Raw genomic sequence first — 25,909 nt, forward strand, 5'->3', positions numbered from 1 at the left:
TCAGGCCTCCTCTTCCAGTCCGAACACGATGGCGAGCACCGACCCCACAACCACCAGGAACACGCCGATGTCGAACACCAGGACGGTGGACAGCGGGATGCCCTTGTCGCCGGCGGCGGGATCACCGCCCACGAAGAGCCACAGCCCCTCGAACGGCGCGCCCCCGGCCAGCGCCCCCGCCAGGCCCGACAGCAGCGCGATCCCCAGGCCCGCCAGCGCGACGATGCGCGGCGCGCCGCCCAGGGCCTGGCGCGCCAGGCCGACGCCGTGGGCGAGCGCCAGCAGGGTGAAGCCGGTCGCGGCGATCAGGCCGGCGATGAACCCGCCGCCGGGATCGTTGTGGCCGCGCAGCAGCATGAACACGGCAAACACCGCCAGCAGCGCCGCCAGGCCGCGCGTCGCCGTGCGCAGGATCAGGCTCTCGATGGGCTGCTTGGGCACCGCGATTCCGCCCTTCAGAAGGGCGTAGGCGCCCATGCCGGCGACGGCCACCACCGCGATCTCGCCGAAGGTGTCCAGCGCGCGGAAGTCCACCAGGATGACGTTGACGATGTTGCGGCCGAAGGCCTCCGGCCAGCTCGCAGCCTCGAAGAAGTCGGTGACGCGGCGGTCGAAGGGCTCGGCCAGCACGGCCAGCAGCACCAGCGTCACCGTCAGTCCGGCGCCGACGGAGAGCATGCCGTCGCGCAGCCGGGCGCGGCGGTTGCGGCGCGGGGTCTGGGTCAGGCGCGGCAGGCGCACCAGGGCGGCGGCCAGCAGCACCACCACCAGCGTCTCCACCAGGAACTGCGTCGTGGCGACGTCCACCGCCCCGTGCATGAGGAACAGCACGGCGACGGCGGTGCCCACGATCCCCAGCGCGCCGATGGCGGCCAGGCGCGAGCGGGTGGTGACCACGATGGCCGCGCCCGCCGCCGCCGTCACCGCGATGGTCACGCCCAGGATGCTCAGGTCCGGCGCGCCGGCGGCGGGAAAGGCGATGGCATCGGCCCAGACCAGGGTGAACAGCGCCAGCGCCACCACGGTGCCCAGCGTCGTCGCCATGTAGACCCGCAGGTGCCCGCCCTGCAGGATGCGCGTCTGCCACGCCGCCAGGGCCTTGAGGCCGGCGAGCCAGCCGTCGTAGGCGCGCTCCCCGGTCATCGGCAGGCGGCCGACGAAGGCGTCCAGCGCGGCCACAATGCGGGCCCGGAAGACGTAGATCAGCACGCCGAGCGTGAAGGTCGCGAGGCTGAGCACCAGCGGCAGGTTGATGCCGTGCCACAGCGCCAGCTTCACCGCCGCCGGCTCCCCCAGCACCGACGTCACCGCCGGCTGCACCAGGGTGCCCGAGATCACGCCGGGCGCCAGCCCGAAGGCAAGGCCCAGGCCCGCCAGCAGCAGCGGCCCCGCCAGCATGGATTTCGGCGGGTCGTGCGGATGGGCGGCGACGCTCTTGCGCTGGCGGCCGAAGAAGGGGCCGATGGCGATCATGCCGGCGACGGCCACCATGCCGGCGCTCGCCAGCACCAGTCCGAAGGCGGCGACGCCGGGGGCGGCGACCAGGGCCAGTGCGCCCTCGTACTTCAGTTCCTTGCCGATGAAGCCCAGGAACGGCGGGAAACCACCCATGGAGAAGGCCGCAAGCACCGCGGCGGCGGCGGTCAGCGGCATGACGCGCGCCAGGCCGGCCAGCTTGTCGTGCTCGCGGGTGCCGGCCTCGTGGTCCAGAATGCCGACCACCATGAACAGCGTCGCCTTGTACAGCGCATGGACCACCAGGAAGGTCATGGCGGCGGCGATGGAGATGGGCGCCGAACCCGCCAGCAGCAGTGTCAGCGCGCCCAGCGCCATGACGGTGGTCCAGGCCAGCATCTGCTTGAGGTCCGTCTGCCGCAGCGCCCAGGCCGCGCCAATGACCGCCGTCAGCGCGCCGGCGACGGTCAGGCTCCAGACCCACAGCGGATCGCCGCCCAGCGTGGGCGACAGACGGGCCAGAAGGTAGACGCCGGCCTTCACCATGGTCGCCGAGTGCAGGTAGGCCGACACGGGCGTCGGCGCGCTCATGGCGTTGGGCAGCCAGAAGTGGAAGGGGAACTGCGCGGACTTGGTGAAGCAGCCCAGCAGCACCAGCACGATGATCCCCGGCAGCAGCGCCGAGCCCTGGATCAGCGCCGGGTCCATGGCCGAGAGGCGCAGCGTCCCGGACTCCTGCCCCATGAGCAGCAGCCCGGCCAGCAGCGCCAGCCCGCCGCCGCCGGTCAGCAGCAGGGCTTGCAGGGCATTGCGGCGGGATTTCGGGTCGGTGTGGGTGAAGCCGATCAGCAGGAACGAGGTTACGGTGGTCAGTTCCCAGAACACGAACAGCGCGACGGCGTCGTCCGCCAGCACTAGGCCCAGCATGGAGAACATGAAGGCCGTCATGTAGAGGAAGAACCGCCCCAGGTGGACGTGCCCTTTCAGATAGGCGCCGGCATAGAGCATGATCACCACGCCGATGCCGCTGACCAGCAGGCCGAACAGCAGCGCCAGACCGTCAATGCGGAAAGCCAGCGACACGCCGAGCGTCGGCGCCCAGTCCATGGCCCAGAGCACCGGACGGCCTTCGGAAACGCGGGGCAGCAGGCTCAGAAGCCAGGCAGCGACCAGGGCCGGCGGCACGGCTGCGACGAACCCCATCCACCGTCCGCCGTCCCGGAAACGGTTCCGGCTCGCGGCCGGCGCCGGCGCGGCGATGTCCAGGATTCCGTTGCCCACGTCGTTGACCCTCCCAGCCTCAACATCATCATTCCCCACGCGGTCGTCCAGCCATTGGGACCGACCGCAAACGCACAAGATCGCACAAATCAGGGCGCACGAAACCCGCGGCGTCCCGTTGTGACGGCCACGACCCTGATCCTAAGCCGGATATTGGTGCGCCGCGACAGAACACAAGCGTGGCTCCTCCCGTTGCCCGGCGGGCATCCGCTGGTGTAAGGGTGAGGTTCCACATCCACCATCGGACCGCCCCCGCCCATGACGCCTCTTCGCAATCCCGTGTTTTGCGCCCTGGACACCACAGACCTGAACAAGGCGACCCGGATGGCCGCGCGCATCGGCGACACGGTCGGCGGCATCAAGCTGGGGCTGGAATTCTTCACCGCCCAGGGCCGCAAGGGGGTGGAGCAGGTGGGCAAGGCCGGCGACGCGCCGTTGTTCCTGGACCTGAAGTTCCACGACATCCCCAACACCGTGGCCGGAGCCATCCGCGCCGCGACGCAGCTCAAGCCCGCCATCGTCAACGTGCATGCCGCCGGCGGCCGGGTGATGATGGAAGCCGCCGCCCGCGCCGCGACGGAAGCGGCGGAGGAATTCCTGGTGCCGCGCCCGCTGGTGCTGGCCGTCACCGTCCTGACCAGCATGGACGACGAGGACCTGGCCGGCACCGGCGTCACCCGGCCCGTCTCCGACCAGGTGCGGGCGCTGGCCGAACTGGCGCAGAACAGCGGCATGGACGGCGTCGTATGCTCGCCGCACGAGGCATCCGTGCTGCGCGCCGACCGGGGCTCGGCCTTCAGGCTGCTGTGCCCGGGCGTGCGTCCGCACGGGTCCGCGCCCGACGATCAGAAAAGAATCATGACGCCGGCGGAAGCGCTGGAGGCCGGGGCGGACTATCTGGTGATCGGCCGCCCCATCACCGCGCACCAGGACCCCGAGGGCGCGGCCCAGTCCATCATCGCCGACCTGCCCAAGCCGGCGGCACCGGCGGGAAACACGGAGTACGATATCTGATGGCGGTCGCGAAGATCTGCGGCATCACCGACGAGGACGCCATGGTCGCCGCCGTGGAGCACGGCGCGGCCTATGTGGGGCTGGTGTTCTTCCCGCCCAGCCCGCGCGCCATCCTGCCCAAGAATGCCGCCGAACTGGTGGAAGGCATGCCCGAGGATGTGCAGGTGGTGGGCCTGTTCGTCGACCCCACCGACGACGAACTGGACGCCGTGCTCAACCACGTTCGGCTGGACATGATCCAGCTCCACGGCAAGGAAAGCGCTGAACGGGTGGAGCAGGTGCGGCAGGAGTACGCCACGCCCGTCATGAAGGCGCTGGGGATCGCGCAGGCCTCCGACCTTCAGGACGCGCAGGCCTACGCCGATGCCGCCGACATGCTGCTGTTCGACGCCAAGCCGCCGGCCGACGCCGACCGCCCCGGCGGCCACGGCCTGCCGTTCGCCTGGGACATCCTGCGCGCCTGGGACCGCGACGACGTGCCCTGGATGCTCGCCGGCGGCCTGACGCCCGACAATGTCGCCCGCGCCATCGCCGAGAGCGGGGCGGAAATCGTCGACGTGTCCTCGGGCGTGGAGCACGAGAAAGGCCGCAAGGACCCCGCGCTCATCAAGGCCTTCCTGGATGCGGTGGCGGCCGCCTGAGGCGACGGCCCGCCGTCACGTCAGCTTGTCTTACTCTTCGGCCATCAGGGCTTCGTAGCGGCCCAGGGCCTCGGTCACGGCGATGTCGAACAGCCGACCCCCGTGATCTGCGTTGGCGAGGCTGGGGTCGCTGCCCATGCGCCCGTCCGGGTGGACGCGACGGAAGTGCTCGGCGTCGTGGTAGGCGCTGGTGGGGGCGACGCGCGGCTCAAGCCCGGCGGTGGTGGGCGCGTGGTCGGGATAGAGGAAGTGCATGAGGCTCAACTCGCCGCAGGTGGCGTGGCTGCCGTCGGCGGGGCCGAAGACCTCATCGCAATAGGCCTTCACCTGGGTGCCGGCCCACCAGTTCTGCACGGCGAAGCGCAGGTCGCGGCCCTTGCCGCCGCGGTCGGTGGCCTCGCGGGTCTCGCAGTGGATTTCGTACCACGCCGACTGCAGGGTCGGAATGTTGCCGCCGTGGCCGTTGACGAACAGGAACCGCTCGAACCCGTGGGCGGCCAGGCCCGTCACCCAGTCGCGCACCACGGCGACCATGGTGGACGGGCGGAAGGTCATGCTGCCGGCAAACGTCATGTGGTGCACCGCCATGCCGACCGGAATGCCCGGCGCCACCATGATACCGGCCCGCTTGCCCGCCTCGGCCGCGACGGCCTCGGCGCACAGGGCGTCGGTGCCCAGCAGGCCCGTCGGGCCGTGCTGTTCCGTCGAGCCGATGGGGACGATGATGCCGCGGGAGGACTCCAGGTAGTCCTCGACCTGGGGCCAGGTGGAGAGCTGCAGGCGCATGATGATTCCGTTGAACTGACAGAGGGGGCGACGCCGTATGGGCGTCGGGTGCCCACACCTACCACCGCGCCCCCGCCGACGCCAAGCCCGACACGTCCCCAGTCCGCGCAAGGGTATCCATGACCGACGCCGCCCCCGTCCTCCGCCTGGTGCTGGGCGACCAACTCAGCCGCTCCATCGCCGCGCTTGCCGACATCGATTCGGCGCGCGATGTGGTGCTGATGATCGAGGCGATGGAGGAATGCACCTATGTCCCCCACCATCCGCGCAAGATCGCCTTCCTGTTCTCGGCCATGCGCCATTTTGCGGAAACGCAGCGGGCCGAGGGCATCACGGTGGACTACCGCCGCCTGGACGAGCCCGGCGAAGGGCGGTCCTTCCGCCACGGGCTTGAGCAGGCCGCGGCGCGCCACCGTCCGTCGCGGGTGGTGGTGACCGAGCCCGGCGAATGGCGCGTGCTGGAAGACATGCGCGGGTGGGAGCAGGCCCTGGGCGTGCCGGTGGAGATCCGCCCCGACGGCCGGTTTCTCTGCCCGCTGGACGACTTCCGCCGCTGGGCCGAGGGGCGCAGGACGCTGCGCATGGAATGGTTCTACCGCGACATGCGCCGCCGTCACGGGCTGCTGATGACGCCCGAGGGCGAGCCCGAGGGGGGGCGCTGGAACTACGACCAGGAGAACCGCGAGGCCCTGCCGGCGGACCTTGAGTCACCCGACCCGCCCGCCTTCGCCCCCGACGCGATCACACGCGAGGTCCTGGACCTGGTGGCGGCGCGCTTCGGCCATCATTTCGGCCGGCTGGAGGGGTTCGCCATGCCGGTCACCGCCACCGACGCCGAGGCCGCGTTCGACCACTTCATCCGGCACCGCCTGCCGCGCTTCGGCACCTATCAGGACGCCATGCGGCAGGGAGAGCCGTTCCTGTTCCACTCGCTGATCTCGGCGCCGCTGAACGCCGGGCTTCTGAACCCGCTGGACCTCTGTCGCCGGGCGGAGGACGCCTATTACGCCGGTCACGCGCCGCTGAACGCCGTGGAGGGGTTCATCCGCCAGATCCTGGGATGGCGGGAGTACGTGCGCGGCATCTACTGGACGCGCATGCCGGACTACGGGCGGACCAACGCGCTGGAGGCGCATCGCCCGCTGCCGCGCTTCTACTGGACCGGCGAGACCGACATGAACTGCCTGCGCCAGGTGGTGACGGAGACCCATGACCATGCCCACGCCCACCACATCCAGCGCCTGATGGTGACGGGCAATTTCGCGCTGCTGGCAGGCATTGACCCGGCGGCGGTGAACGCCTGGTATCTGATGGTCTATGCCGATGCCTACGAATGGGTGCAACTGCCCAACACCCACGGCATGGCCCTCTATGCCGACGGCGGGCTGTTGGCGTCCAAGCCTTATGCGGCCAGCGGCAAGTACATCGACCGCATGTCCGACTACTGCCGCCATTGCCGCTTTTCCCCGAAAAAGCAGCTTGAGGACGACGCCTGCCCGTTCAACGCGCTGTACTGGGATTTCATCGCGCGGACGCGGTCGGTCACGGCGCGCAACCGGCGCATGATGATGATCCACAAGACCATGGACCGCATGGACGACGAAAAAATCCGCGCCCTGAGGGACAAGGCGCGGACCTTCCTGGATGGGCTGGAGTACGACCCGCCCGTCAGGCGGTAGCGGGGGAGACGCGCATCTTTCCGGCGGCCGGGGACGGCACGAAGGCGCCCTGGTAGGCCGCGCGGGCCTTGCGCTCGATCTTGGCGAAGCGGCCGAGCAGGTCGGCCAGTTCAGGCTCGGCGACCATGAGGGCGGCCTCCTCGGGCGTCACCCACACGCGCTTGCGCTCGTGCCGCTCCGGCCAGTCCAGGCATTCGAAGCGGACACGCAGGCCGTAGACGTCGACCGTCAGCGGCTTGACGGCGCCGCTGTTGAGAATTTTGTTGTAGCCGTACAGGCCGATGGGCCGGGGCGTCACGTCGCCCACGACACCGCCTTCCTCGAAGGCTTCCAGCGCCGCCATCTCCGCGGGCGTGTGCTTTTTCTTCACCCAGCCCTTGGGAATGATCCACCGCCCGGTCCCGCGCGAGGTCAGCAGCATCACCTGCACCTCGCCGTCGCGAACCACGTAAGGAATGGCGGCGCATTGCCGGTCCTTGCCGGTCTTGTTTTTCGCCACGATACACAACCTCCCCTTTGCCACCCCCACACCACGGGACGACAAGTCTTCATATAGCATGCCACGGGACCGATCGGATAGCGACTAGCCGTTTGCGTTATGCTGCCATCGCCTTTCTGCACCGTAGGTATAGCCCGGGGGCGACGGTGGCCGCATGTGGACCCAACCGTCCCGGCGCGTCCGGACGAGAAGGAGAACGCATGGTACGCCGAAAGGTTCCACGTCGCGTGCGGGTTCAGTCCGCCGGCGGGGCCTCGGTCACCGCCGCATCCGCCGGGGCAGGGGACGCGGCCGGAGTCGTCGCCGGCACCGCTGCCGCCGCATCCGGGCCTTCCGTGGCGCGGGGCTCCGCGTCATCCGCAGTTTCGCCGGCGGCGGCCGCCGGTTCGGCCTCGGGCGGCGCCGCCAGCACCGCCACGCATTCCTCCACCGTCAGGGTTTCGGCCGAGGCGTCCAGGGCATAAAGCCCCTGGCTCTCCACGCGCGGGAACAGGTGGATGTCGAGCACGCAGCCCTCTGGCCGGTAGCGCCAGGTGACGCCGGGGGTTTCCTCGATTTCCTCAGCCGGCGTGCCGAAGCGGGCGCGCAGCTGTTCCGCCGACAGCCCGACCATCCCTTCGGGCAGCTTGCCCCGCTTGGGCGGCACGGCCACGGCCGCGGCCGCCGGCTCGGCTTCGGCGGGCGCTTCGGCTTCCGCGGGCACCGACTCGGGCTTGGGGGCCAGAGTCGCCGGGGCCGCGGGGGCGCGCTTGGCCGGTTGGCGCTTGGGCGGCGGCACGTCGGTGGGCTTGCGTTCCGGCAGGGGCTGGAACGGTTCGACCACCGGCGCCGGCTCCTGCGGATTCAGCGCCGCCGACAGCTGCCGGTCCAGGTCGTCCAGGGCCGTGCAACCACTCAGCGCTAGGGCGGCGGCGACGAGGGAGGGAATGACTGCGCGCATATGTCTTTCGTCGAGGATGGGCACCGGCCGGGATCATGCGCCCGATTGGACGCGAGAGCAACATACGCTGGCCCCGGTGACAACGCTGTGACCGGCATCATCGGACTTACCGCTTCGTGTGACAAAGCAAGGGTCAGTGATTTCAGTCACTTGTGGCCTGCGCGGGCCCCGCACATTCTGCCATCAACGCGCGGTCGATCGACGGCGCCCTATTGGAACCTTTGGACGAGAGACCCATGACCCTTACCCGAAAGAGCCTGACGGCCACGGCCGTGGCGGCGCTGGTTCTTGCCACCGCCGGCTGCTCCAACCTGTCGCGCGACGAACAGCGGGCCCTGACGGGCGGCGCGCTGGGTGCGGCCGGCGGTGCCGCCGCCGGTGCCCTGATCGGCGGGTCGGTGGTCGGCGGTGCCTTGCTCGGCGGGGCCGGCGGGGCGCTGATCGGCGGTCTGACCGACATCGAGATCGACCGCTGATGCCGGCCTCCCGCCGCGCCGCCGCTTTCGCCCTGGCCGTCGTCATGGCCGCGGGGTCCCTCGCGCCCGCCACGCCGGCGGGCGCAGAGCCGCCGCCCTGGGCGCCGGCCCACGGCTGGCGCGCCAAGCACGGCCACAAGCACAAGGGCCCGGACGTCGTCTACATCCCGGTGCCGATGGTGGCGGAGCGCGGCGGGCGGGACCTGCCTTACGGCTTCGGGCGGGGCACCTGCGACCGCAGCCTTATCGACGGCCAGCTGATCGGCAACGTCCTCGGCGCCGCGGCCGGCGGTTTGGCCGGCAGCCGTTTCGGCGAGGGCAAGGGCAAGCTGGCCGCGGTGATCGGCGGGACGCTGCTTGGCACGCTGGTGGGCGGCGCGGTCGGCCGCTCCATGGACCCGGTGGACCGCGCCTGCACGCTGACGGCGCTTGAACACGTTCCCGACGGCCGCGCCATCCGCTGGACCGGCGGCACCGCCGGCAGCGGCGGTGGCACGCCGTATCAGCTGATACCCCAGGACACCTTCCGCGACGGAGGCCGCACCTGCCGCATCTATACCACCACTGCCTCGGTCGACGGTCGGCCGGAGGTCTTCACCGGAACAGCCTGCCGAAGGGAGGATGGCGCCTGGGAGATCGTCAACTAAATGGTTTGATGGTACCCTCTCGGGAACGCCATGGTTTCCTCCTTCCTCATCCCCCGGATGGCATGACTGACCGCTCGACCATAGTCCTCATCGACGACGACCCCCTGTTCCGCGAGTCCCTCGGGCGCAATCTCGAGGACAGCGGCTACGCCGTCGAAACCTTCGCCGATGGCCCGACGGCCATCGAACCCCTGACCCGGGGCGACCTGGCGCCGTCGCTGATCCTGCTCGACTGGAAGATGCCGCGCATGACGGGGATCGAGGTGCTGCGCCAGTTGCGCTCCTCGGGTGACGTGACGCCGGTGATCTTCCTGACCACGCTGAACGACCAGCTCTACGAGGAGACGGCCCTGACCAACGGCGCCGTCGATTACGTGGACAAGGGGCGCGGCTTCAACATCCTGCTGCGGCGCATCAACCTGATCCTTGAGGGCTCCAAGCCCGTTCCCGGAATGCCCAACGGAGCTGAGAACGGGGCGGTCGGCCAGGCCATCGAGCCCGAGGAGATCTTGACCCTGGGGCCGTTGACGCTGGACGTTTCCTCGGCCCGCGCCCGTTGGCGGGACCAGCCGGTGGACCTGACCATCACCGAGTTCCGCATCGTCCGCAAGCTGGCGGAAAACGCCGGCCGCGACCTGTCGTACCGGGCGCTTTACGACGCCGTGCGCGGCGAGGGCTTCATCGCCGGCTCGGGCGACGAAGGCTACCGCGCCAACGTGCGCACCCACATCAAACGCATCCGCCAGAAGTTCCGCGAGATCGACGCGAGCTTCGACGCCATCCTCAATTACGCTGGATTCGGTTATGGCTGGCGCGCCGAGGGCTGAGCCGGCCAACGATACCGCCGTGCGCCCGCATGTGGAGGCGACGCCGACCCGTCGGGTGCGGGCGGTCGCCGGGGCCGGCGTGGGCACGCCCGACGGCCATCCTGGCGCCGCCGCGGCGCCCGCACCTCCGCCGGTGTCGGGCGGCGGGCGGCGACGCTGGTTCCGCCTGCGCCATCCCTCGCTGGCCGCCCGCATGGTGCTGCTGGCCTTCGTCTTCATCGCCGTTCCCGCCGTGCTGGTGGGGCCGTTCCTCGCGGCCGAGGAAGCCAAGCGCGAGGCCCTGCTGCGCGCCGTGCGCACCCAGGGCGCGGTCATCGCCGAGGGCTTGCGCCTGGCCCTGGAAAAGAGCCAGGAGGCCGACCTGCCGACGGCCCGCGAGGCGCTGGAGCGCCTGGCCCAGCCGGAGATGCGGCTGCGGCTGCTTTATCGCCCGCAGGACCAGGACAGCGTCTTCCTCATCGGCGCCCAGCCGCCGCTGCCCTCGGACCAACTGGACACCGAGCGCCTGGCGCTGGTGGCGGCCGGCGTGCCCTGGACCCTGCCGGAAAGCTGCCGCGGCGGTCAGCCGCTGGACCTGCCCTACGTCACGCCCGGCGGCGAGCAGGAGGTGCTGACCAGCCTCACCCCCTTCACCACGCAGGCCGGGTGCTGGGGCCTGCTGACCTCCTACAGCCTGTCGGGCCTGATCGGCGAGCAGCTGGCGCGCCCGACGTGGCGCTCGCAGCAGGTGCTGTACGCCGCCGGGCTCTACGGCCTGGCCGCGCTTCTGGCGCTGGGCGTGATCTGGGCCCTGTGGCGGTCCCTGCGCCGCTTTGCCGGGCAGGCCCGTGCCGTGGCCCAGGGCGACGCCGAGGCCTACCACGGCTTCAAGGCCCGCGCCCGCATCCCCGAGCTTGAGGACGTGGCGCTGGACTTCGACCGCATGGTGGAGCGCCTGCGCGCCTCCGCCGATGCCATCCGCCACGCGGCGGAGGAAAACGCTCACGCCTTCAAAACGCCGCTGGCGACCATCGCCCAGAGCCTGGAGCCGCTCTATCGCACGGTGCCGGTCGGCGACCAGCGGGCGCGGCGCTCGCTGGACACCGCGCGTGCGGCGCTGACCCGGCTGGAGGCCCTGGTGCAGGCGGCGCGCCGGGTGGATGCCGCCATGGCCGACCTGATCGACCCGCCGCGCCGGCGCATCGACGTCTCGGTGCTGGTGAGCGCCGTGGCGGAAAGCTTCGACGACCCGGAGGAGGGGGTGCGCGTCACCGCCGAGGTCACGCCGGGCCTGCATGTTCTGGGCGGCGAGGACCTGCTGGAGACGGTGGCCGAGAACATCATCGAGAACGCCGTCAGCTTCAATCCCGCCGGCGCCACCGTGAAGGTGAGCCTGGTGCGCGAGGGCCGGGACGTGGTCTTCAGGGTGGAGGACGAGGGGCCGGGCGTCGATCCGGCGGTGCTGCCCAACGTGTTCGAGCGCTACGTCAGCCACCGCCCCGATCCCCGCCACGGCGACGCCCGCCCCGGCGCCGGCCACTTCGGCCTGGGCCTGTGGATCGTCAAGCGCAACGTCCAGGCGATGGGCGGCACGGTGACGGCCGAGAACCGCAAGCCCCGCGGCTGCCGCATGACCGTCCGGCTGCCGTTCGCCAAGTAAGGGTGGGCGGGCCGTCGGTCCCGAGCGGGATCGCGCGGCCGCAGCCTTGAAAAGAGAACACCCCCGTGCCGGCAGGCACGGGGGTGTTTTCATGTGGGGCGACTAGTCGGATTCGAACCGACGACCTCCTGGACCACAACCAGGCGCTCTAACCGACTGAGCTATAGCCGCCATCGCGGGAGGGCCGCTTTGTATGCCATAAGGGCCCGACCGTCAAGGACGATTTCGACGAACTCCCGCGCCTTTTTCACCGCCCGAAATGGGCCGACAGGCGCGACAGGGCCTCGTCCAGCGCCGCGTCGTTCTTGGCAAAGCAGAAGCGGACGAAGTGGCGGTCGGCCTCGCCCGCGAAAAAGGCCGATACCGGCACCGCCGCGACACCGGCCTCGGTGGTCAGGTGCAGGCAGAACTCCGCGTCCGTGCCCTGCCATCCCAGCGGCCGGACGTCGGTGGTCAGGAAATAGGTGCCGGCACAGTCCAGTACCTCGAACCCGATGCCGCGCAGGCCCCCGGCCAGATGGTCGCGGCGGGCCTGCATGTCGCGGGCGAGGCCGTCGAAATAGGCGTCATCCATCGCCAGCCCCTCCGCCACCGCCGCCTGGAGGCCCGTCGGGGTGGTGAAGGTGAGGAACTGGTGGGTCTTGGCGATGGGGGCCAGCAGGTGCGGCGGCGCCGTGATGTATCCCACCTTCCAGCTGGTCACCGAAAACGTCTTGCCGGCCGAGCCGATGCGCACGCAGCGGTCGCGCATGCCCGGCAGCGTCATCAGCGGCACATGGCGGCGGCCGTCGAAGGTCAGGTGTTCGTAGACCTCGTCGCACACCGCATAGGCATCGTGGCGCTGGAGCAGGTCGGCGATGAAGGCCAGTTCGTCCTCGTCGAACACCTTGGCGCAGGGGTTCATGGGGCTGTTGAGCATGATGAGCTTGGTGCGGTCGGAGAACGCCGCCGCCAGGTCGTCGCGCGGGAGGTCCCAGCGCGGCGGCTGCAGGCGGACCAGCTTCGGCACGCCGCCGGCGCGCTTCACGATGGGCAGGTAGCTGTCGTACAGCGGCTCGATCAGCACCACCTCGTCGCCCGGCTCGATCAGGCCGAACAGGCAATCGGCCAGGGCCTCGGTGGCGCCGGAGGTGACCATGACCTCCGTCTGCCAGTCGACCTCCAGCCCGTGGAAGCGCGCATTCGCCGCCGCCACCGCCTGCCGCAGGGCGGGAATGCCCATCATGCTGGGATACTGGTGCGGCCCCTGGAGAACGTGGCGCGCGGCGGCCTCCAGCACCGCCGGCGGTTCCAGGTCCTCGGGGAAGCCCTGGCCCAGGTTCACGGCGCCGTGCTCCTGCGCGAGCCGCGACATGGTCTCGAAGATGGTGGTGCCGAGGGAGGAAAAGAGCGCGTTGGCGGGCTTCACGGGGCGGGCACTCCGGCGATCGATGGACAAGGTGTCACGGTTTTAGCACGGCGGCACGGCGGCGGCCCAGGGGGCGACTCGCGGAGATGCCGCCGGGCTCCTCTGCCGGGCTGGGCGCCTCCTGCCCGATGGTGTTGCCCGCGCGGCGATCATAATGCTCAAGAGTTAGGCACGGCAGTGAGGCGATAGGACCCGTACATTCCCTCCCGGATCTTTGGAAATCCGCAGGATTCCGCCGTTTTCTCCGTTTGGCACGCCGCGTGATAAAGAGCTATTGCCGAACCACGGCGGAAGCGGCCACACTCGCCCCGCGCGAGGCCGCCGCCCGGACCGGGAAAGGGTCGCGGGCGGTCGAGGAACGCGGAAGCCAGAGGTCGGACGCGCGACGCATAGAACGAGCGAAAGCAACGGGGGCCATGAAGAAGATCGAGGCGATCATCAAACCGTTCAAGCTGGACGAGGTGAAGGAAGCCCTTCACGAAATCGGCTTGCAGGGCATCACCGTGACCGAGGCCAAGGGCTTCGGCCGTCAGAAGGGCCACACCGAGCTGTACCGCGGCGCCGAATATGTCGTCGACTTCCTGCCCAAGGTGAAGATCGAACTGGTGGTGGACGACGCGCTGGCGGAACGCGCCATCGAGGCGATCCAGCAGGCGGCCCACACCGGACGCATCGGCGACGGCAAGATTTTCGTCTCCTCGGTCGAGGAGGCGATCCGTATCCGCACCGGGGAGCGCGGCGGCGACGCCATCTAGGCGCCCCCGCTTTCCGACCCCCGGCCGGACGACGACGCGCACGCGCCGCACAGCGCGCGCCGCGCCGTTCCGGCCGGACCCAGGCCGACGGTTGGCGGCCTTGGGGGGATCCATTCAACCGGCCACACATATTTACGGGAATCAGGATCATGTCCGACGTGAACAAGGTTTTGGAGCTGATCAAGGAAAACGACGTCAAGTACGTCGACTTCCGCTTTACCGACCCCAAGGGCAAGTGGCAGCACACCGCGCAGCATGTCGCCTCCATCGACGAGGACATGCTGAACGAGGGTGTCATGTTCGACGGCTCCTCCATCGCCGGGTGGAAGGAGATCAACGAGTCCGACATGATCCTCAAGCCGGACCTGACCAGCGCCGTCATGGACCCGTTCTCGGCCCAGCCGACGCTGATCCTGTTCTGCGACATCCTGGAGCCCTCCACCGGTCAGCTCTACGACCGTGACCCGCGCGGCATTGCCAAGAAGGCCGAGGCGTACCTGGCGTCCACCGGCGTCGGCGACACCGTGTTCATGGGCCCCGAGGCCGAGTTCTTCGTGTTCGACGACGTCCGCTTCGACGTGCAGATGAACCGCTGCTTCTACGAGATCGACAGCGAGGAAGGCCCCTACACCTCGGGCAAGCTGTTCGAGGAAGGCAACTGGGCGCACCGTCCGACCGTCAAGGGCGGCTACTTCCCCGTCCCGCCGGTGGACTCGGGCAACGACCTGCGCTCCGAGATGCTGACGGTCATGGGCGAGATGGGCCTGGCCATTGAAAAGCAGCACCACGAGGTCGCGCCCTCGCAGCACGAGCTGGGCACCAAGTTCCAGACCCTGGTGACCGCCGCCGACCACATGCAGATCTACAAGTACGTGGTGCACATGGTCGCCCACGCCTACGGCAAGACGGCGACCTTCATGCCCAAGCCGGTCATGGGCGACAACGGCTCGGGCATGCACACCCACCAGTCGATCTTCAAGGAAGGCAAGCCGCTGTTCGCCGGTTCGGGCTACGCCGACCTGTCGGAGACCTGCCTGTACTACATCGGCGGCATCATCAAGCACGCCAAGGCGCTGAACGCCTTCACCAACCCGTCGACCAACAGCTACAAGCGCCTGATCCCGGGCTTCGAGGCTCCGGTGCTGCTGGCCTACTCGGCGCGTAACCGTTCGGCCTCCTGCCGCATTCCGTACGCCACCAGCCCGAAGGGCAAGCGCGTCGAGGTCCGCTTCCCCGACCCGACCGCCAACCCCTACCTGGCCTTCGCCGCCATGCTGATGGCCGGCCTGGACGGCATCGAGAACAAGATCCACCCGGGCGACCCGATGGACAAGAACCTCTACGACCTGCCGCCGGAAGAACTGGAGGGCGTGCCCACCGTCTGCGGCAGCCTCCGCGAGGCCCTGCAGGCGCTCGACGCCGACCGCGACTTCCTGAAGAAGGGCGACGTGTTCACCGACGACGTGATCGACGGCTACATCCAGCTCAAGTGGGAAGAGGTGTACAACTACGAGCACACCCCGCACCCGGTCGAATACCGGATGTACTACTCGGTGTAAGCCGAACCACCGGAACCGCGCCGCGCCTCACCGGGCCGGCGCGGGGCCAGGTATGATGAAGAAGGCCTCTCCGGGCGACCGGGGAGGCCTTTTTCGTGCCGGGCGTTCTGTTCCGCGGTTCCCTCACGCATGGATTGACCATCCGGCGGAAATGGTCGACCGGCCGGAGTATGATGCGACCCATGGCGGTTGCCGCGCCGTTACATTCCTTACACCAACGGTTTCGGCCGCCCATTCACTGCCGAGGAGAACCGGATGGCTGCCGGAATGCCTTCGCAGCCGCCTGCGCCCACAACCGTCGACCCGCACGCCGAGGAGAGCCCGGCGGCGCGCGCCCTGGCGCGGCGATTGGCGCCGCTGGTGGCCCTGCCGCTGATCGCCGGCGCCCTGGCCGGCGCCCTGGCCGCGGCGGGCGCCCTGAATCTGCCGGGCGCGATCGCCCTGACCGCCGTGGCCGGCGGCGGTGCCGTCGCGATGGCGGCCCGAGGCGCCGTCCGGCGGCTGGCACGCCTCGACCGCGACCGCATGGACAGCGAGGAACGCTTCCGCATCTTCCGGCGCGAGGCCGGCATCGGCATGTTCGAGTGGGACCTCAGCCAGCCCTACGCCACCGGCACGCCGGAATACTTCGCCATGATGGGCATGCCGCGGGACAAGGGCACCTTCACCAAGGAGGAATGGGCGGCCCGGGTCCACCCCGACGACCGCGCCCGCGCCGGAAAGGCGGTGGAGGCTCTGGTCGAGGAGGGGCGGCCCTACGACATCGAGTTCCGCACTCTCATGCCCGATGGTTCGTGCCGCTGGTACACCAACCGCGCCGTCCTGTTCCGCACGCGCGACGGGCGGCCGGCCCGCATTTTGGGTGCCATGCTGGACGTCGACGACCTCAAGCGCACCGAAGCCCAGGTGCGCGAGCGCGAGCGCATGTTCCGCCGCATGGCCGACGACGCGCCCGTGACCGTGTGGCTCAGCGATGCTGAAGGCCGGCTGGTCTTCCTCAGCCGGTCCTACTACGCCTACACCGGCCATGATCCGGAAAAGCCGCCCGACGACATCTGGCTGGGAAGCATCCATCCCGACGACCGCCCCGCCGTGCTGGCGGTGTGGGAGCATGCCAACCGCGTGCGCGAGCCGTTCTCCATCGACCTGCGCGCCCGCCGGCACGACGGCATCTGGCGCTGGAAGCTGGACACGGCGACCCCGCGCTTCGAGGACGACCGCTTCGTCGGCTTCATCGGGTCGGTGGTCGACATCGCCGCCCGCAAGGAGGCCGAGGAACGGCACGAACTGCTCATGCGCGAGGTCGACCACCGCGCCAAGAACGTACTCGCCCTGGTGCTCTCGGTTCTGCGCGTGACGCGGGCGGACAGCATGAAAGCCTATGTCGCCGCCGTGGAAGGCCGGGTGGAGGCCATGGCGCGGGCGCATGTGCTGCTGGCGGAAAGCTATTGGTACGGCGCACGCCTGCGGCGGCTGGTGGAGGACGAACTGGGCAGCCTGCGCGGCGGTGCGGCGCGGGTGGAGATCGAGGGGCCGGCGGTCACCATCCTGGCCGATGCCGTCCAGCCCATGACCATCGTGCTGCACGAACTGGTCACCAATGCCGCCAAGCACGGCGCCTTGTCGGGCGGCGAGGCCGGCAGCCTTTCCGTCTCATGGGCGCGCACGTCGGAAGGCGGCCTTGCCGTGGAATGGCTGGAGACGGTGGGGCACCCTGTCGCCCCGCCTTCGCGCCAGGGTTTCGGGCGAATGCTGATCGAGACGCTGGTGGCGCGCCAGTTGGGCGGCACGATCACCTTCACCTGGGCGGAAAATGGCCTGCACTGCCGCCTCAGCCTGCCAGCCGCCCTGGTGTCCGCCCGCGCGCCGGATGCAGAACCCGACGCTGTGGGCGAGGCCGAGGCGGCGGGTGGGGGCGCGCCGTCTCCCGGCGCCGCCGTCGCCGCCCCGGACACGGCACCGCCGCCGGCCGAGCCGCCGCGCCGCCGGGTGCTGGTGGTGGAGGACGATGTCCTGGTGGCGCTGGGGCTTGAGCAGATGCTGGAGGACCTCAAGTACGAGGTCATCGGCCCCGCCCATGGCGTGGAAGACGCCCTGGCGCTCCTGGAGCGCGAGCGGCCCGACGCGGCCCTGCTGGACATCAATCTCGGTGGAATGCTGTCGACCGCCGTCGCCCGCCGGCTGCACAAGAAGGGCATCCGGTTCGCCTACTGCACGGGCTACAACGACCGCGAAGACACCGGGATCGAGGCGCCGACGATCATCAAGCCCGTGTCGGCCGGACAACTCTCGAAGATGCTGACGGCCCTGCTGCGCAACCCCGCCACCGATCGGACAGTCCCCGTGCGGCCCTCGCCGGTGGCGTGGACGCATGGAGCCGGCGGCCCTTCGCGGCGCTGAGCGTGGCGCCGGGCCTGAACGCGGCCCCGTCCGCCTGGTGCGGATGGGGCCGCGTTCGTTTCGGTTGGCGTTCGCCGCATCCAGCGCCTACATTTCCATACAAAGGCGCCGGGCAGCGCGTGAAAAAAACAGTGGCAACGGGAGGACCCATGTCCAGGCATCTGGGGACGTTCGATTACGTGGTCGTCGGCGCCGGCTCGGCCGGGTGCGTGCTCGCCAACCGGCTCAGCAAGAACGGCAGGCACTCCGTCCTGCTGCTGGAGGCCGGTGGCAAGGACGACTACATCTGGATTCACGTTCCCGTCGGCTACCTCTACTGCATGGGCAACCCGCGCACCGACTGGGGCTTCGCCACCGAGAACGAACCCGGCCTGAACGGCCGCGCGCTCAACTATCCGCGCGGCAAGGTGCTGGGCGGGTGTTCGTCCATCAACGGCATGATCTACATGCGCGGCCAGGCACGCGACTACGACGGCTGGCGCCAGATGGGCAATCCCGGATGGGGCTGGGACGACGTGCTGCCCTACTTCAAGCGCAGCGAGGACCAGGCCGCCTGCGAACTGGGCGACTTCCACCAGTCGGGCGGCGAGTGGCGCGTCGAGAAACAGCGCCTGAAGTGGGAGATCCTCGACGCCTTCCGCGAGGCGGCCCATCAGTGGGGCCTGCCCAAGTCCGACGACTTCAACACCGGCAACAACGAGGGCGTGGGCTACTTCCACGTCAACCAGCGCTCGGGCTGGCGGGTGAGCACGGCCAAGGCGTTCCTGAAGCCCGCCATGAAGCGGCCCAACCTGCGCGTTGTCACCGGCGCCCACACCACCGGGCTTCGCATCCAGGACGGCCGCGTGACCGGCGTCCACCTGAAGATCGACAGCGAGGACGCGCTGGCGGAAGCCTCCGGCGAGGTGATCCTGGCCGCCGGCGCCATCGGCAGTCCGCAGATCATGCAACTTGCCGGCCTGGGGCCGGCCGACCTCCTGCGCGAGCACGGCATCGACGTGGTGCGCGACATGCCCGACGTCGGCGGCAACCTTCAGGACCACCTGCAGATCCGCACCGCCTACAAGGTCCAGGGCGTGCCGACGCTGAACGAGCGCGCGACCAACCTGCTCGGCAAGATGGGCATCGGCCTGGAGTACATGCTGTTCCGGCGCGGCCCCATGTCCATGGCGCCGTCGCAACTGGGCGCCTTCGTGAAGTCGGACCCGGCGCAGGAGACGCCGGACCTGCAGTTCCACGTCCAGCCGCTCAGCCTGGACGCCTTCGGCCAGCCGCTGCACCCGTTCCCGGCCTTCACCGCCAGCGTCTGCAATCTCAGGCCCGAGAGCCGCGGCGCAGTGACCATCAAGAGCGGCAATCCCTTCGCCCCGCCGTCCATCCGCCCCAACTACCTCGCGACGGACGGCGACAAGCGCGTGGCGGCCAAGAGCGTGAAGATCGCCCGCGAGATCGCCGCCCAGCCGGCGCTGGCGAAATACAGGCCCGAGGAATTCAAGCCCGGCCCGCAGTACCAGACCGAAGAGGACCTGTGGAAGGGCGCCGGCGACATCGCGACGACCATTTTCCATCCCGTCGGCACATGCCGCATGGGCCAGGACGAGTCCGCCGTGGTGGACGAGCGCCTGCGCGTGCGGGGGCTCGACGGTCTGCGGGTGGTCGATGCCTCCATCATGCCCACCATCACCAGCGGCAACACCAACAGCCCCGTGGTGATGATCGCCGAAAAGGCCAGCGACATGATCCTGGAAGACGCCGGGAAGACGGCGAAGGTGGCGGCGACGGTGGGGTGAGAAAAGGGTCGCGGGCGGCTGGCGCCGGAGGTGGGCCCCTGCTTTCGCAGGGGCGACGGATTATGCAAAATCCTCCGTCCTTCCTGCGAAGACAGGAATCCAAATACGGTCGTAACGGTCCTTCTGCGCTCGCGTCGGGGACCGTCCACCGATTTCTCTACCGTCCCCGCTCTTCCTGCTCCTTTTTTCGCGCGCGGCGCTTCATCGCCCACAGGCCCCCGCCCAGGAACGCCAGCACGATCAGCCCGATCAGCAGCAGAAGCAGCACCGGGCTGTCGGGGCTCTCGCGCAGGCCGGAGTCGCTGGTCTCCTGCGCCAGCGCCACCGCCGGCGTTGCAAGGGCGGCCAGGGTGTGCGGAACGGTCTTGAGCAACAAAGTCATGCGTCCTCCCTTCAGCGGTCAGCCCGCGTAGCGGCTGAGCAGGAATGCCAGCGCGAAGCCCGATGCCGTCGACATGGCGACCCAGGGGCCGCCGGTGCGGAAGGCGTCGGGGAACATGGTGTCCGACAGCATCGCCAGGATGCCGCCCGCCGCCAGCGCCAGAAGGGCGCTCTGGAAGGCGTCGGGCATGCCGGTCAGAAGCTCGAACCCGATGATCACCGAGGCGACGCAGGCCAGCGCCACAATCCCCCATGCCGTCAGGATGTAGGTGGCCGACCGCCCCTCATGCTTCATGCCGATGGTCGAGGACATCGCGCCCGGAAGGTTGGACAGGAACACCGCCCCCAGCAGCACGATGCCCAGACCCGGTCCTTCCTCCGCCGCGATGCCCACACCGATGGCGGCGTTCTCCGGAATGCCGTCCAGCGCCGTGCCCATGAGCACCGCGATGCCTGACACGGTGGCCTGCTCGTCGGTCCTTGGCGGCGGTGCGGCCTCGTCCACCTGGAAGGGCTCCGTGCCCTCGCGTTTCGGCGAGCTTTTCGCCGCCATGCGATCGGTGATCTGGTCCAGCACCACATAGATCAGCGCACCCAGCATGAAACCGGCGACGGTCGACAGCGTGGTGCCGGTTTCGAAGGCCTCTTCCATCAGTTCGAAGGACAGGGCGCAAACCAGCACGCCGGCGCCGAAGGCGATGACGGCGGCGACAATCTTGCGGGGCGGCGTCCAGAACAGGCCGATAAAGACGCCGATGGGAAAGGCCGCACTCGCCATCAGGCCGAAGGCGACGGCGCGGCCGAGGCCCGGTCCGTCCTCCATCACGCCCCCGTCCGGCCGCGCGCGATCGTCTCGACCGTCCAGGTCACCAGGTCGGAGACGGCCCGTTGCGTGGCGGCGTCGAAAGCGGCGATGACCGCGCTCACGCTCTCGTCGGCGGGCGTGGCGCGGGCGGTGGCGGTGGTCTGGCCGGCGACGTTGCCGCCCGGCTCCGCCAGCAGGTCGGCCGCGATTTCGACGCGGACGGTGGGAACGTCGGTGCCCGCCTCGTACCCGGACTCGAAGTCCGTCAGGCGGGTGCGCAGGCGGTGGGTCGGGTCCAGCTCCACCGACCGCCGGCCCACGGCGCCGAGGGCGCGCGAGGAGCGGAAGCCTTCCAGCATGACGGCGCGGACCATCTCGGGCGCGTCCTCCACCCATCGGCTGTCGGCGTAGTATTGCAGGTGGCGGGGGTCGCGCCAGACGGCGATGCGATCGGTGTCGAGGCCGGGCGCCGCCGAGGGCTCCTCGACCAGCAGCCGGGCGTCGGGCGCGGTGGCTGCGGTGGTAACGTCGGGCGCCGTCACGCGATAGCTCTCCGGTCGCTCGCCCTGGCCGGGGATCACGCTGGAGCACGCCGCCAGCAGCAACGCGGTCAACGCCAGGGCGGGGCCTTGGAAGAGGCGGGCGGCGGCGGCGCGAGTCATGGGATCACTGAACCTCCGGATCGAACGTGGACGGCTCCTCGCCGAACACGAGGGCATTGGGGTTGTCCTGCAAACGGTCGGCGAGTTGGGTCAGTTCATCCACCATGCGGCGGGACTCGCTGACCAGGTAGCGGATTTCCGTCAGACCCTCGGACGCGAACTCGCCGACGCCCGGCCCGGCCTGGCGCAGCGTGCGCTCCAGCCGGTTGGCGGCGGCCCGCAGCGAGGACGCCGCGCCGCGCGCCTCGGCCACGGTTTCCGAAATCTCGCCGTCGATCAGGGCGTCGGCGCTGCGGAAGGTCTCGCGCGCCTCCGCCGCCGCCTTCTCGCCGGTGACCAGCGCGCCTTGCGCGTCGCGGAGCGCAAGGCGGGCCTCGCGCATGATGCCGGGTGCGGCCTCGGTGGTTTCGGCGATGTTGTTCAGGATGCGGTCCACCTGGGCCATGCGCTCTTCGTCCAGCACATCGGCGACCCGGTCGACGGCGGCCCGCAGGTCGCTGGCGACCTTGGGCAGGGTGTCCATGATGGCGCTCAGGCCGCCAGAGGGCCGGGTGCCGATGGTCGCCATCTGCTGGCCTTCCGGCGCCGTCAGTTGCGGCCCGCCGGCCTCGCCGGGGTGCAGGGCCAGATAGGTGGCGCCGGTGATTCCCATGGATTCGACGGTGACGTAGGCGTCCTGCGAGATCGGCAGGTCGGACCGCACACCGATGACCACCGGCACGCGCGTCGGGTTCTCGACGCCCAGGCGCAGGCGTTCGACCTTGCCGACGTCGATGCCCTTTACGCGCACGGACGTCCCTTCGTCGATGCCGGCGACGGACTGCTCGAACATCACCTGATAGCGCGTGCGGTCGTCGCCCAGGCCCAGATTCACCAGCCAGGCCACGAAGGCCAGCATGCCCAGGATGAAGACCACCGTGAAGATGCCCACCAGCAGCGGATGCGCCTTGGATTCCATGGCCGTCACTCCTTTTCGGCACGCCCGCCCTTGCCGGGCTCGGGTTCGCTTCTGAAGAAACGCTGGATGAAGGGATGGTCGGCGCGCGACACCTCGTCCACCGGCCCGACCTCCAGGAACCGCTGCTCGGCCAGAATGGCGACGCGGTCGCAGACCTCGTGCAGCAGGTCCAGGTCGTGAGTGACCAGGAAAACCGTCAGCGACAGGGTCCGGCGCAGTTGCAGCAGGAGCTGGCGGAAGTTGGCGGCGGCGATGGGGTCCAGCCCCGCCGTCGGCTCGTCCAGCACCAGAAGCTCGGGGTCCAGAGCCAGGGCGCGGGCCAGCCCCGCCTTCTTGCGCATGCCGCCCGACAGCTCCGACGGGTACTTCCAGGCGGCCGCGGGCTCCAGGCCCACCATGTCCACCTTCAGCGCCGCCACTTCCGACGCCAGGCGGTCGGGCAGGTTGTGGTGCTCCTTCATGACGCGGACGATGTTCTCCAGCACCGTCAGGTTGGAGAACAGGGCGTCGCTCTGAAACAGCACGCCCCAGCGGCGCTGGATGCCGTGAAGCTCGCGCAGGGGCGTTTCCGTCATGTCCTGGCCGAACACCTCCACCCGGCCGCTGGTGGGCGTGTGCAGGCCGATGATGGAGGTCAGCAGGATGGACTTGCCGCTGCCCGACCCGCCGACGATGCCCATCACCTCGCGCGGGAAGACGTCGAGGTCCAGCCCCTCGAACACCAGATGGTCGCCGAAACGCTGTTCCAGGTCGCGCACGCGGATGACGGGCCGGCGCTTGCCGTCGTCCCCGCCGTGCGCTTTCGCCTGGCTGGCCCGGTCGCGGCTGGCGTGTTCCATCGCCTAGAGCCCCATCTGGTTCAGGAACACGGTGAACAGGCTGTCCAGCAGCAGCACCATGAACAGCGCCTGCACCACCGCCCGCGTGGTCAGGCGGCCCATGGCCTCCACCCCGCCTTGCACCCGCATCCCCTGCCAGCAGCCGATGATGCCGATGGTCGCGCCCAGGACCGGCGTCTTGACGAAGCCGGCCAGGAACATCTCCAGGTTGGCGATTTGGCTCAGGCGCTCCATGAACAGTTCCGGCGTCACCCCGACCGAGGCGATCGTCGCCAGCCCGCCGCCGATGATGCCCATGACGTCGCCGAAGAAGCCCAGCATGGGAAGGGTGAGCACGATGGCGATGACACGCGGCAGCACCAGCGCCTCCATGGGATCGATGCCCATGGCGCGCATGGCCTTGACCTCCTCGCGCGTCTTCATGGTGCCCAACTCCACGGCGAAGGCGCTGCCCGAGCGGCCGGCTGCGACGATGGCCGCGACGATGACGCCGATTTCGCGCAGCATGGCCAGCGCGATCATGTTGATGACGAAGATCTCCGCCTCGAACTTCTTCAACTGCGCCCCCACCATGAAGGCCGACGATCCGCCGACCACGAAGGTCAGGACGCCGACGATGGGCAGGGCGTTGATCCACACCTGCTGCATGTGGTGGATGACGGACACCACGGGCACCTTGGCCCGGCCGGTGAACAGGCGCCCGAAGGCCATCATGGTCAGGCCCACGAACTCCAGGAACTCCAGCGTCTCGGTCGCCGCCGCCCGGCCCGGCGCAAGTGCGGCCGACACCACGCGCTGCCGGGTCGTGGGACGGTTGCGGCGTCCGATCTCCAGCGTGTCGTCGGGCACGTCGGCGCTCTCGCGCACATGGTCAAGCAACGCCTGCTGTTCGTCGCGCAGGCCCGAGACGTCCACCGACGTGCCCGCGTCCCCCAGGCGCCGCGCCGCCCGCTCCAGAAGCCAGGCGCCGGTGGTGTCCAGCTGCTCGACGCCGGACAGGTCGAAGCGGACGGACGTGCCCTTGGCCTCGATGCCCGCCAGCGCGTCCGCCAGTTGCCGGGCGCAGTCGATCACCCACGCCCCGCCGCCGGTGACGACGGCGCCGCCGTCGTCCCTGTGCTGTTCGACAAGGGCGGGGGATGGGCTCATGAAGCGGCGTCCGCGCACGTTCTTCCGTAAACAGCCAACACCGGCGCGGGCTTGGCCGTTGCACGGGACGCGGCAGGGCACCCGCCGTTCGGCAACCCGACGGGGCGCGGCGGCCGTTCCTGGGGGAGACAGCCGCCATGCCCGCTTCCCGTGCCCAGGAGCCGCGCCATGCGCCACACGCCCCGCCTGCTTGCCGCCGCCGCCGTCGTGCTGGCCGCCTCCGCCACCGGCTGCGGGGGCGAAGGCGGCGCCCCCGATCCTGCGAAGATGGCCGCCAAGGCCCCCGCGCCCATTGACGCCAAGGTGCTGCGCGCGGTGGAACCCGGCGAGACCAGCGTGGTCTGGCCTGCGGGATGGGAGCGCGCGGACGAGGACGTCTTCCGCGACCTCGCGGGCTTCGACGTTTACGGCCCAGGCGAGGAGCAGGTCGGCGAGATCGAGGCAGTCCTCGTCGACGCCGAAAACCGGGTCGTGGGCTTCGTGGTGGATACGGAAGGTCTCCTCGGCATCGGCGGCCGCGAGGTCATCGTGCCGCTGGAACGCCTGGAGATCGGCCCGCAGAACGACACCTTCATCACCGGCATGACGGAGGACGAACTGGAGGCCCTGCCGCAGTGGGAGGCCTACTGAGGCCTCATCGGGCTCGTTGCCAAGGCGTTACGACCTTGGCCGTGCGGGGGCCCGACCTCCCGGCGCGCTGCCGGGATGATGTATGACCTCTGGGAGGTTTCCACCGGACCGTTTGAGTGCGACCATTGGCGGACCGTCGGATTCACGGGAACCGGGAGCCCCGCGATGCCCATTCAGTGGCGGGACAAGATGAGCGTCGGATCAAGAGTCCTGGACGAGGACCACAAACGCCTCATCGACATCCTGAACACCTTCGAGCAGATGACCCGCAACGGCGCCAGTTTCGAGGCGCTGGACCAGATATTCCAGGAACTGGGCGACTACACCCGCGACCATTTCGCCCGCGAGGAACGCATCCAGCAGGAGATCAACTATCCCCTGCGCCAGACCCACCAGGAACAGCACCGCGCCATGGTGGCCTGGCTGCTGAAGGCCTACAAGACCTACAAGGCCCGGCGCCAGGCGGCGGAGGCGCGGGGCGTGACCAGCGACCACGACTGCTACGAGGAGTTGCTGTCGATCCTCAATACGTGGCTGACCCGCCATATCCTGCAGGACGACATGAAGCTCAAGCCTCACCTGCAGCGCCACCTGGAGGCTGCGGCAATGTCCGACGTGTGACCACGCGGTGACTTTGACTGATTGCGCCGGCGAGACGACTCCTGTAATTCCTGAAGTAAGCAAGAAAA

General features: G+C 69.6%; 24 protein-coding genes and 1 tRNA gene. 13 read left to right on the forward strand and 12 right to left on the reverse strand.

The window, feature by feature from the left end:
- On the reverse strand, window positions 1-2,736 hold the full coding sequence (gene mbhE / locus LG334_RS06570) for a hydrogen gas-evolving membrane-bound hydrogenase subunit E (protein ID WP_404384456.1): 2,736 nt from the start codon (window positions 2,734-2,736) through the stop codon (window positions 1-3).
- Between the two features lie 258 nt (window positions 2,737-2,994).
- Here mbhE and pyrF point away from each other — a divergent pair, with 258 nt between their 5' ends.
- Window positions 2,995-3,750, forward strand: a complete 756-nt coding sequence (gene pyrF, locus LG334_RS06575; protein WP_404384458.1) for an orotidine-5'-phosphate decarboxylase — start codon at window positions 2,995-2,997, stop codon at window positions 3,748-3,750.
- The gene (locus LG334_RS06580; protein WP_404384460.1) at window positions 3,750-4,391 is read left to right on the forward strand and encodes a phosphoribosylanthranilate isomerase; all 642 of its coding nucleotides are present in this window, start codon (window positions 3,750-3,752) and stop codon (window positions 4,389-4,391) included. The genes pyrF and LG334_RS06580 overlap by 1 nt, the downstream gene beginning before the upstream one ends.
- Before the next feature lie 30 nt (window positions 4,392-4,421).
- Here LG334_RS06580 and LG334_RS06585 read toward each other — a convergent pair whose 3' ends face one another.
- On the reverse strand, window positions 4,422-5,177 hold the full coding sequence (locus LG334_RS06585) for a creatininase family protein (protein ID WP_404384462.1): 756 nt from the start codon (window positions 5,175-5,177) through the stop codon (window positions 4,422-4,424).
- A 119-nt stretch (window positions 5,178-5,296) separates the two neighbouring features.
- On the opposite strand from LG334_RS06585, the gene LG334_RS06590 reads away from it, so the two are divergent.
- On the forward strand, window positions 5,297-6,856 hold the full coding sequence (locus tag LG334_RS06590; protein ID WP_404384464.1) for a cryptochrome/photolyase family protein: 1,560 nt from the start codon (window positions 5,297-5,299) through the stop codon (window positions 6,854-6,856).
- Here LG334_RS06590 and LG334_RS06595 read toward each other — a convergent pair.
- Both LG334_RS06595 and LG334_RS06600 read right to left on the reverse strand, forming a co-directional pair.
- A complete protein-coding gene (locus LG334_RS06595) occupies window positions 6,846-7,355 on the reverse strand; it encodes an NUDIX hydrolase (protein WP_404384466.1) in 510 nt (169 codons plus the stop codon). The two genes, LG334_RS06590 and LG334_RS06595, sit on opposite strands and share 11 nt — an antisense overlap.
- 235 nt (window positions 7,356-7,590) lie before the next feature.
- Window positions 7,591-8,295, reverse strand: a complete 705-nt coding sequence (locus tag LG334_RS06600) for a hypothetical protein (RefSeq protein WP_404384468.1) — start codon at window positions 8,293-8,295, stop codon at window positions 7,591-7,593.
- Between the two features lie 236 nt (window positions 8,296-8,531).
- Between LG334_RS06600 and LG334_RS06605 the strand changes: the two genes are divergently transcribed.
- The 4 genes from LG334_RS06605 to LG334_RS06620 all read left to right on the forward strand — a co-directional run bounded on the left by LG334_RS06605 (window position 8,532) and on the right by LG334_RS06620 (window position 11,884).
- Window positions 8,532-8,771 (forward strand): hypothetical protein, encoded by a 240-nt coding sequence (locus tag LG334_RS06605; protein WP_404384470.1) that lies wholly within the window; start codon window positions 8,532-8,534, stop codon window positions 8,769-8,771.
- Complete coding sequence (locus tag LG334_RS06610; protein ID WP_404384472.1) at window positions 8,771-9,418, forward strand: hypothetical protein; 648 nt, start codon at window positions 8,771-8,773, stop codon at window positions 9,416-9,418. The genes LG334_RS06605 and LG334_RS06610 overlap by 1 nt, the downstream gene beginning before the upstream one ends.
- Before the next feature lie 62 nt (window positions 9,419-9,480).
- Window positions 9,481-10,245, forward strand: coding sequence for a response regulator transcription factor (locus LG334_RS06615; protein ID WP_404384474.1), 765 nt, complete (start codon window positions 9,481-9,483; stop codon window positions 10,243-10,245).
- Window positions 10,223-11,884, forward strand: coding sequence for an ATP-binding protein (locus LG334_RS06620; protein ID WP_404384476.1), 1,662 nt, complete (start codon window positions 10,223-10,225; stop codon window positions 11,882-11,884). The genes LG334_RS06615 and LG334_RS06620 overlap by 23 nt, the downstream gene beginning before the upstream one ends.
- A 94-nt stretch (window positions 11,885-11,978) precedes the next feature.
- Here the strand turns inward: LG334_RS06620 and LG334_RS06625 are convergent.
- Together LG334_RS06625 and LG334_RS06630 are read right to left on the reverse strand one after the other, a co-directional pair.
- Window positions 11,979-12,055 (reverse strand) — tRNA-His (locus tag LG334_RS06625).
- A gap of 76 nt (window positions 12,056-12,131) precedes the next feature.
- On the reverse strand, window positions 12,132-13,292 hold the full coding sequence (locus LG334_RS06630; protein ID WP_404384478.1) for an aminotransferase: 1,161 nt from the start codon (window positions 13,290-13,292) through the stop codon (window positions 12,132-12,134).
- A 416-nt stretch (window positions 13,293-13,708) separates the two neighbouring features.
- On the opposite strand from LG334_RS06630, the gene LG334_RS06635 reads away from it, so the two are divergent.
- From LG334_RS06635 to LG334_RS06650, 4 genes are all read left to right on the forward strand, one after another.
- Window positions 13,709-14,047: a P-II family nitrogen regulator gene (locus tag LG334_RS06635; protein WP_009541744.1), complete on the forward strand. Its 339-nt coding sequence runs from the start codon at window positions 13,709-13,711 to the stop codon at window positions 14,045-14,047.
- A gap of 149 nt (window positions 14,048-14,196) precedes the next feature.
- Entirely contained in the window at window positions 14,197-15,606 is a 1,410-nt protein-coding gene (gene glnA / locus LG334_RS06640; RefSeq protein WP_404384481.1) for a type I glutamate--ammonia ligase, read from the forward strand.
- Between the two features lie 267 nt (window positions 15,607-15,873).
- Window positions 15,874-18,006 (forward strand): PAS domain-containing protein, encoded by a 2,133-nt coding sequence (locus tag LG334_RS06645; RefSeq protein WP_404384483.1) that lies wholly within the window; start codon window positions 15,874-15,876, stop codon window positions 18,004-18,006.
- Window positions 18,007-18,155: 149 nt separating this feature from the next.
- The gene (locus LG334_RS06650) at window positions 18,156-19,796 is read left to right on the forward strand and encodes a GMC family oxidoreductase (RefSeq protein ID WP_404384485.1); all 1,641 of its coding nucleotides are present in this window, start codon (window positions 18,156-18,158) and stop codon (window positions 19,794-19,796) included.
- A gap of 157 nt (window positions 19,797-19,953) precedes the next feature.
- Here LG334_RS06650 and LG334_RS06655 read toward each other — a convergent pair whose 3' ends face one another.
- The 6 genes from LG334_RS06655 to LG334_RS06680 are packed head-to-tail and all read right to left on the reverse strand — an operon-like array spanning window position 19,954 to window position 24,590.
- Window positions 19,954-20,178, reverse strand: coding sequence for a hypothetical protein (locus tag LG334_RS06655; RefSeq protein WP_404384487.1), 225 nt, complete (start codon window positions 20,176-20,178; stop codon window positions 19,954-19,956).
- An 18-nt stretch (window positions 20,179-20,196) separates the two neighbouring features.
- The gene (locus tag LG334_RS06660) at window positions 20,197-21,000 is read right to left on the reverse strand and encodes a ZIP family metal transporter (RefSeq protein WP_404384489.1); all 804 of its coding nucleotides are present in this window, start codon (window positions 20,998-21,000) and stop codon (window positions 20,197-20,199) included.
- The gene (locus LG334_RS06665; protein WP_404384491.1) at window positions 21,000-21,644 is read right to left on the reverse strand and encodes an ABC-type transport auxiliary lipoprotein family protein; all 645 of its coding nucleotides are present in this window, start codon (window positions 21,642-21,644) and stop codon (window positions 21,000-21,002) included. Before LG334_RS06665 ends, LG334_RS06660 begins: the two co-directional genes overlap by 1 nt.
- A gap of 4 nt (window positions 21,645-21,648) precedes the next feature.
- Complete coding sequence (locus tag LG334_RS06670) at window positions 21,649-22,602, reverse strand: MlaD family protein (protein WP_404384493.1); 954 nt, start codon at window positions 22,600-22,602, stop codon at window positions 21,649-21,651.
- Between the two features lie 5 nt (window positions 22,603-22,607).
- Complete coding sequence (locus LG334_RS06675) at window positions 22,608-23,441, reverse strand: ABC transporter ATP-binding protein (protein ID WP_404384495.1); 834 nt, start codon at window positions 23,439-23,441, stop codon at window positions 22,608-22,610.
- A gap of 3 nt (window positions 23,442-23,444) precedes the next feature.
- Entirely contained in the window at window positions 23,445-24,590 is a 1,146-nt protein-coding gene (locus tag LG334_RS06680; RefSeq protein ID WP_404384497.1) for an ABC transporter permease, read from the reverse strand.
- A 168-nt stretch (window positions 24,591-24,758) separates the two neighbouring features.
- On the opposite strand from LG334_RS06680, the gene LG334_RS06685 reads away from it, so the two are divergent.
- Together LG334_RS06685 and LG334_RS06690 are read left to right on the forward strand one after the other, a co-directional pair.
- Entirely contained in the window at window positions 24,759-25,220 is a 462-nt protein-coding gene (locus tag LG334_RS06685; RefSeq protein ID WP_404384499.1) for a PRC-barrel domain-containing protein, read from the forward strand.
- Window positions 25,221-25,385: 165 nt separating this feature from the next.
- Window positions 25,386-25,841, forward strand: coding sequence for a bacteriohemerythrin (locus LG334_RS06690; RefSeq protein ID WP_404384501.1), 456 nt, complete (start codon window positions 25,386-25,388; stop codon window positions 25,839-25,841).
- Window positions 25,842-25,909 lie beyond the last annotated feature (68 nt).

The organism is Caenispirillum salinarum (assembly GCF_044803115.1).
Taxonomy (GTDB): domain Bacteria; phylum Pseudomonadota; class Alphaproteobacteria; order Rhodospirillales; family Rhodospirillaceae; genus Caenispirillum; species Caenispirillum salinarum_A.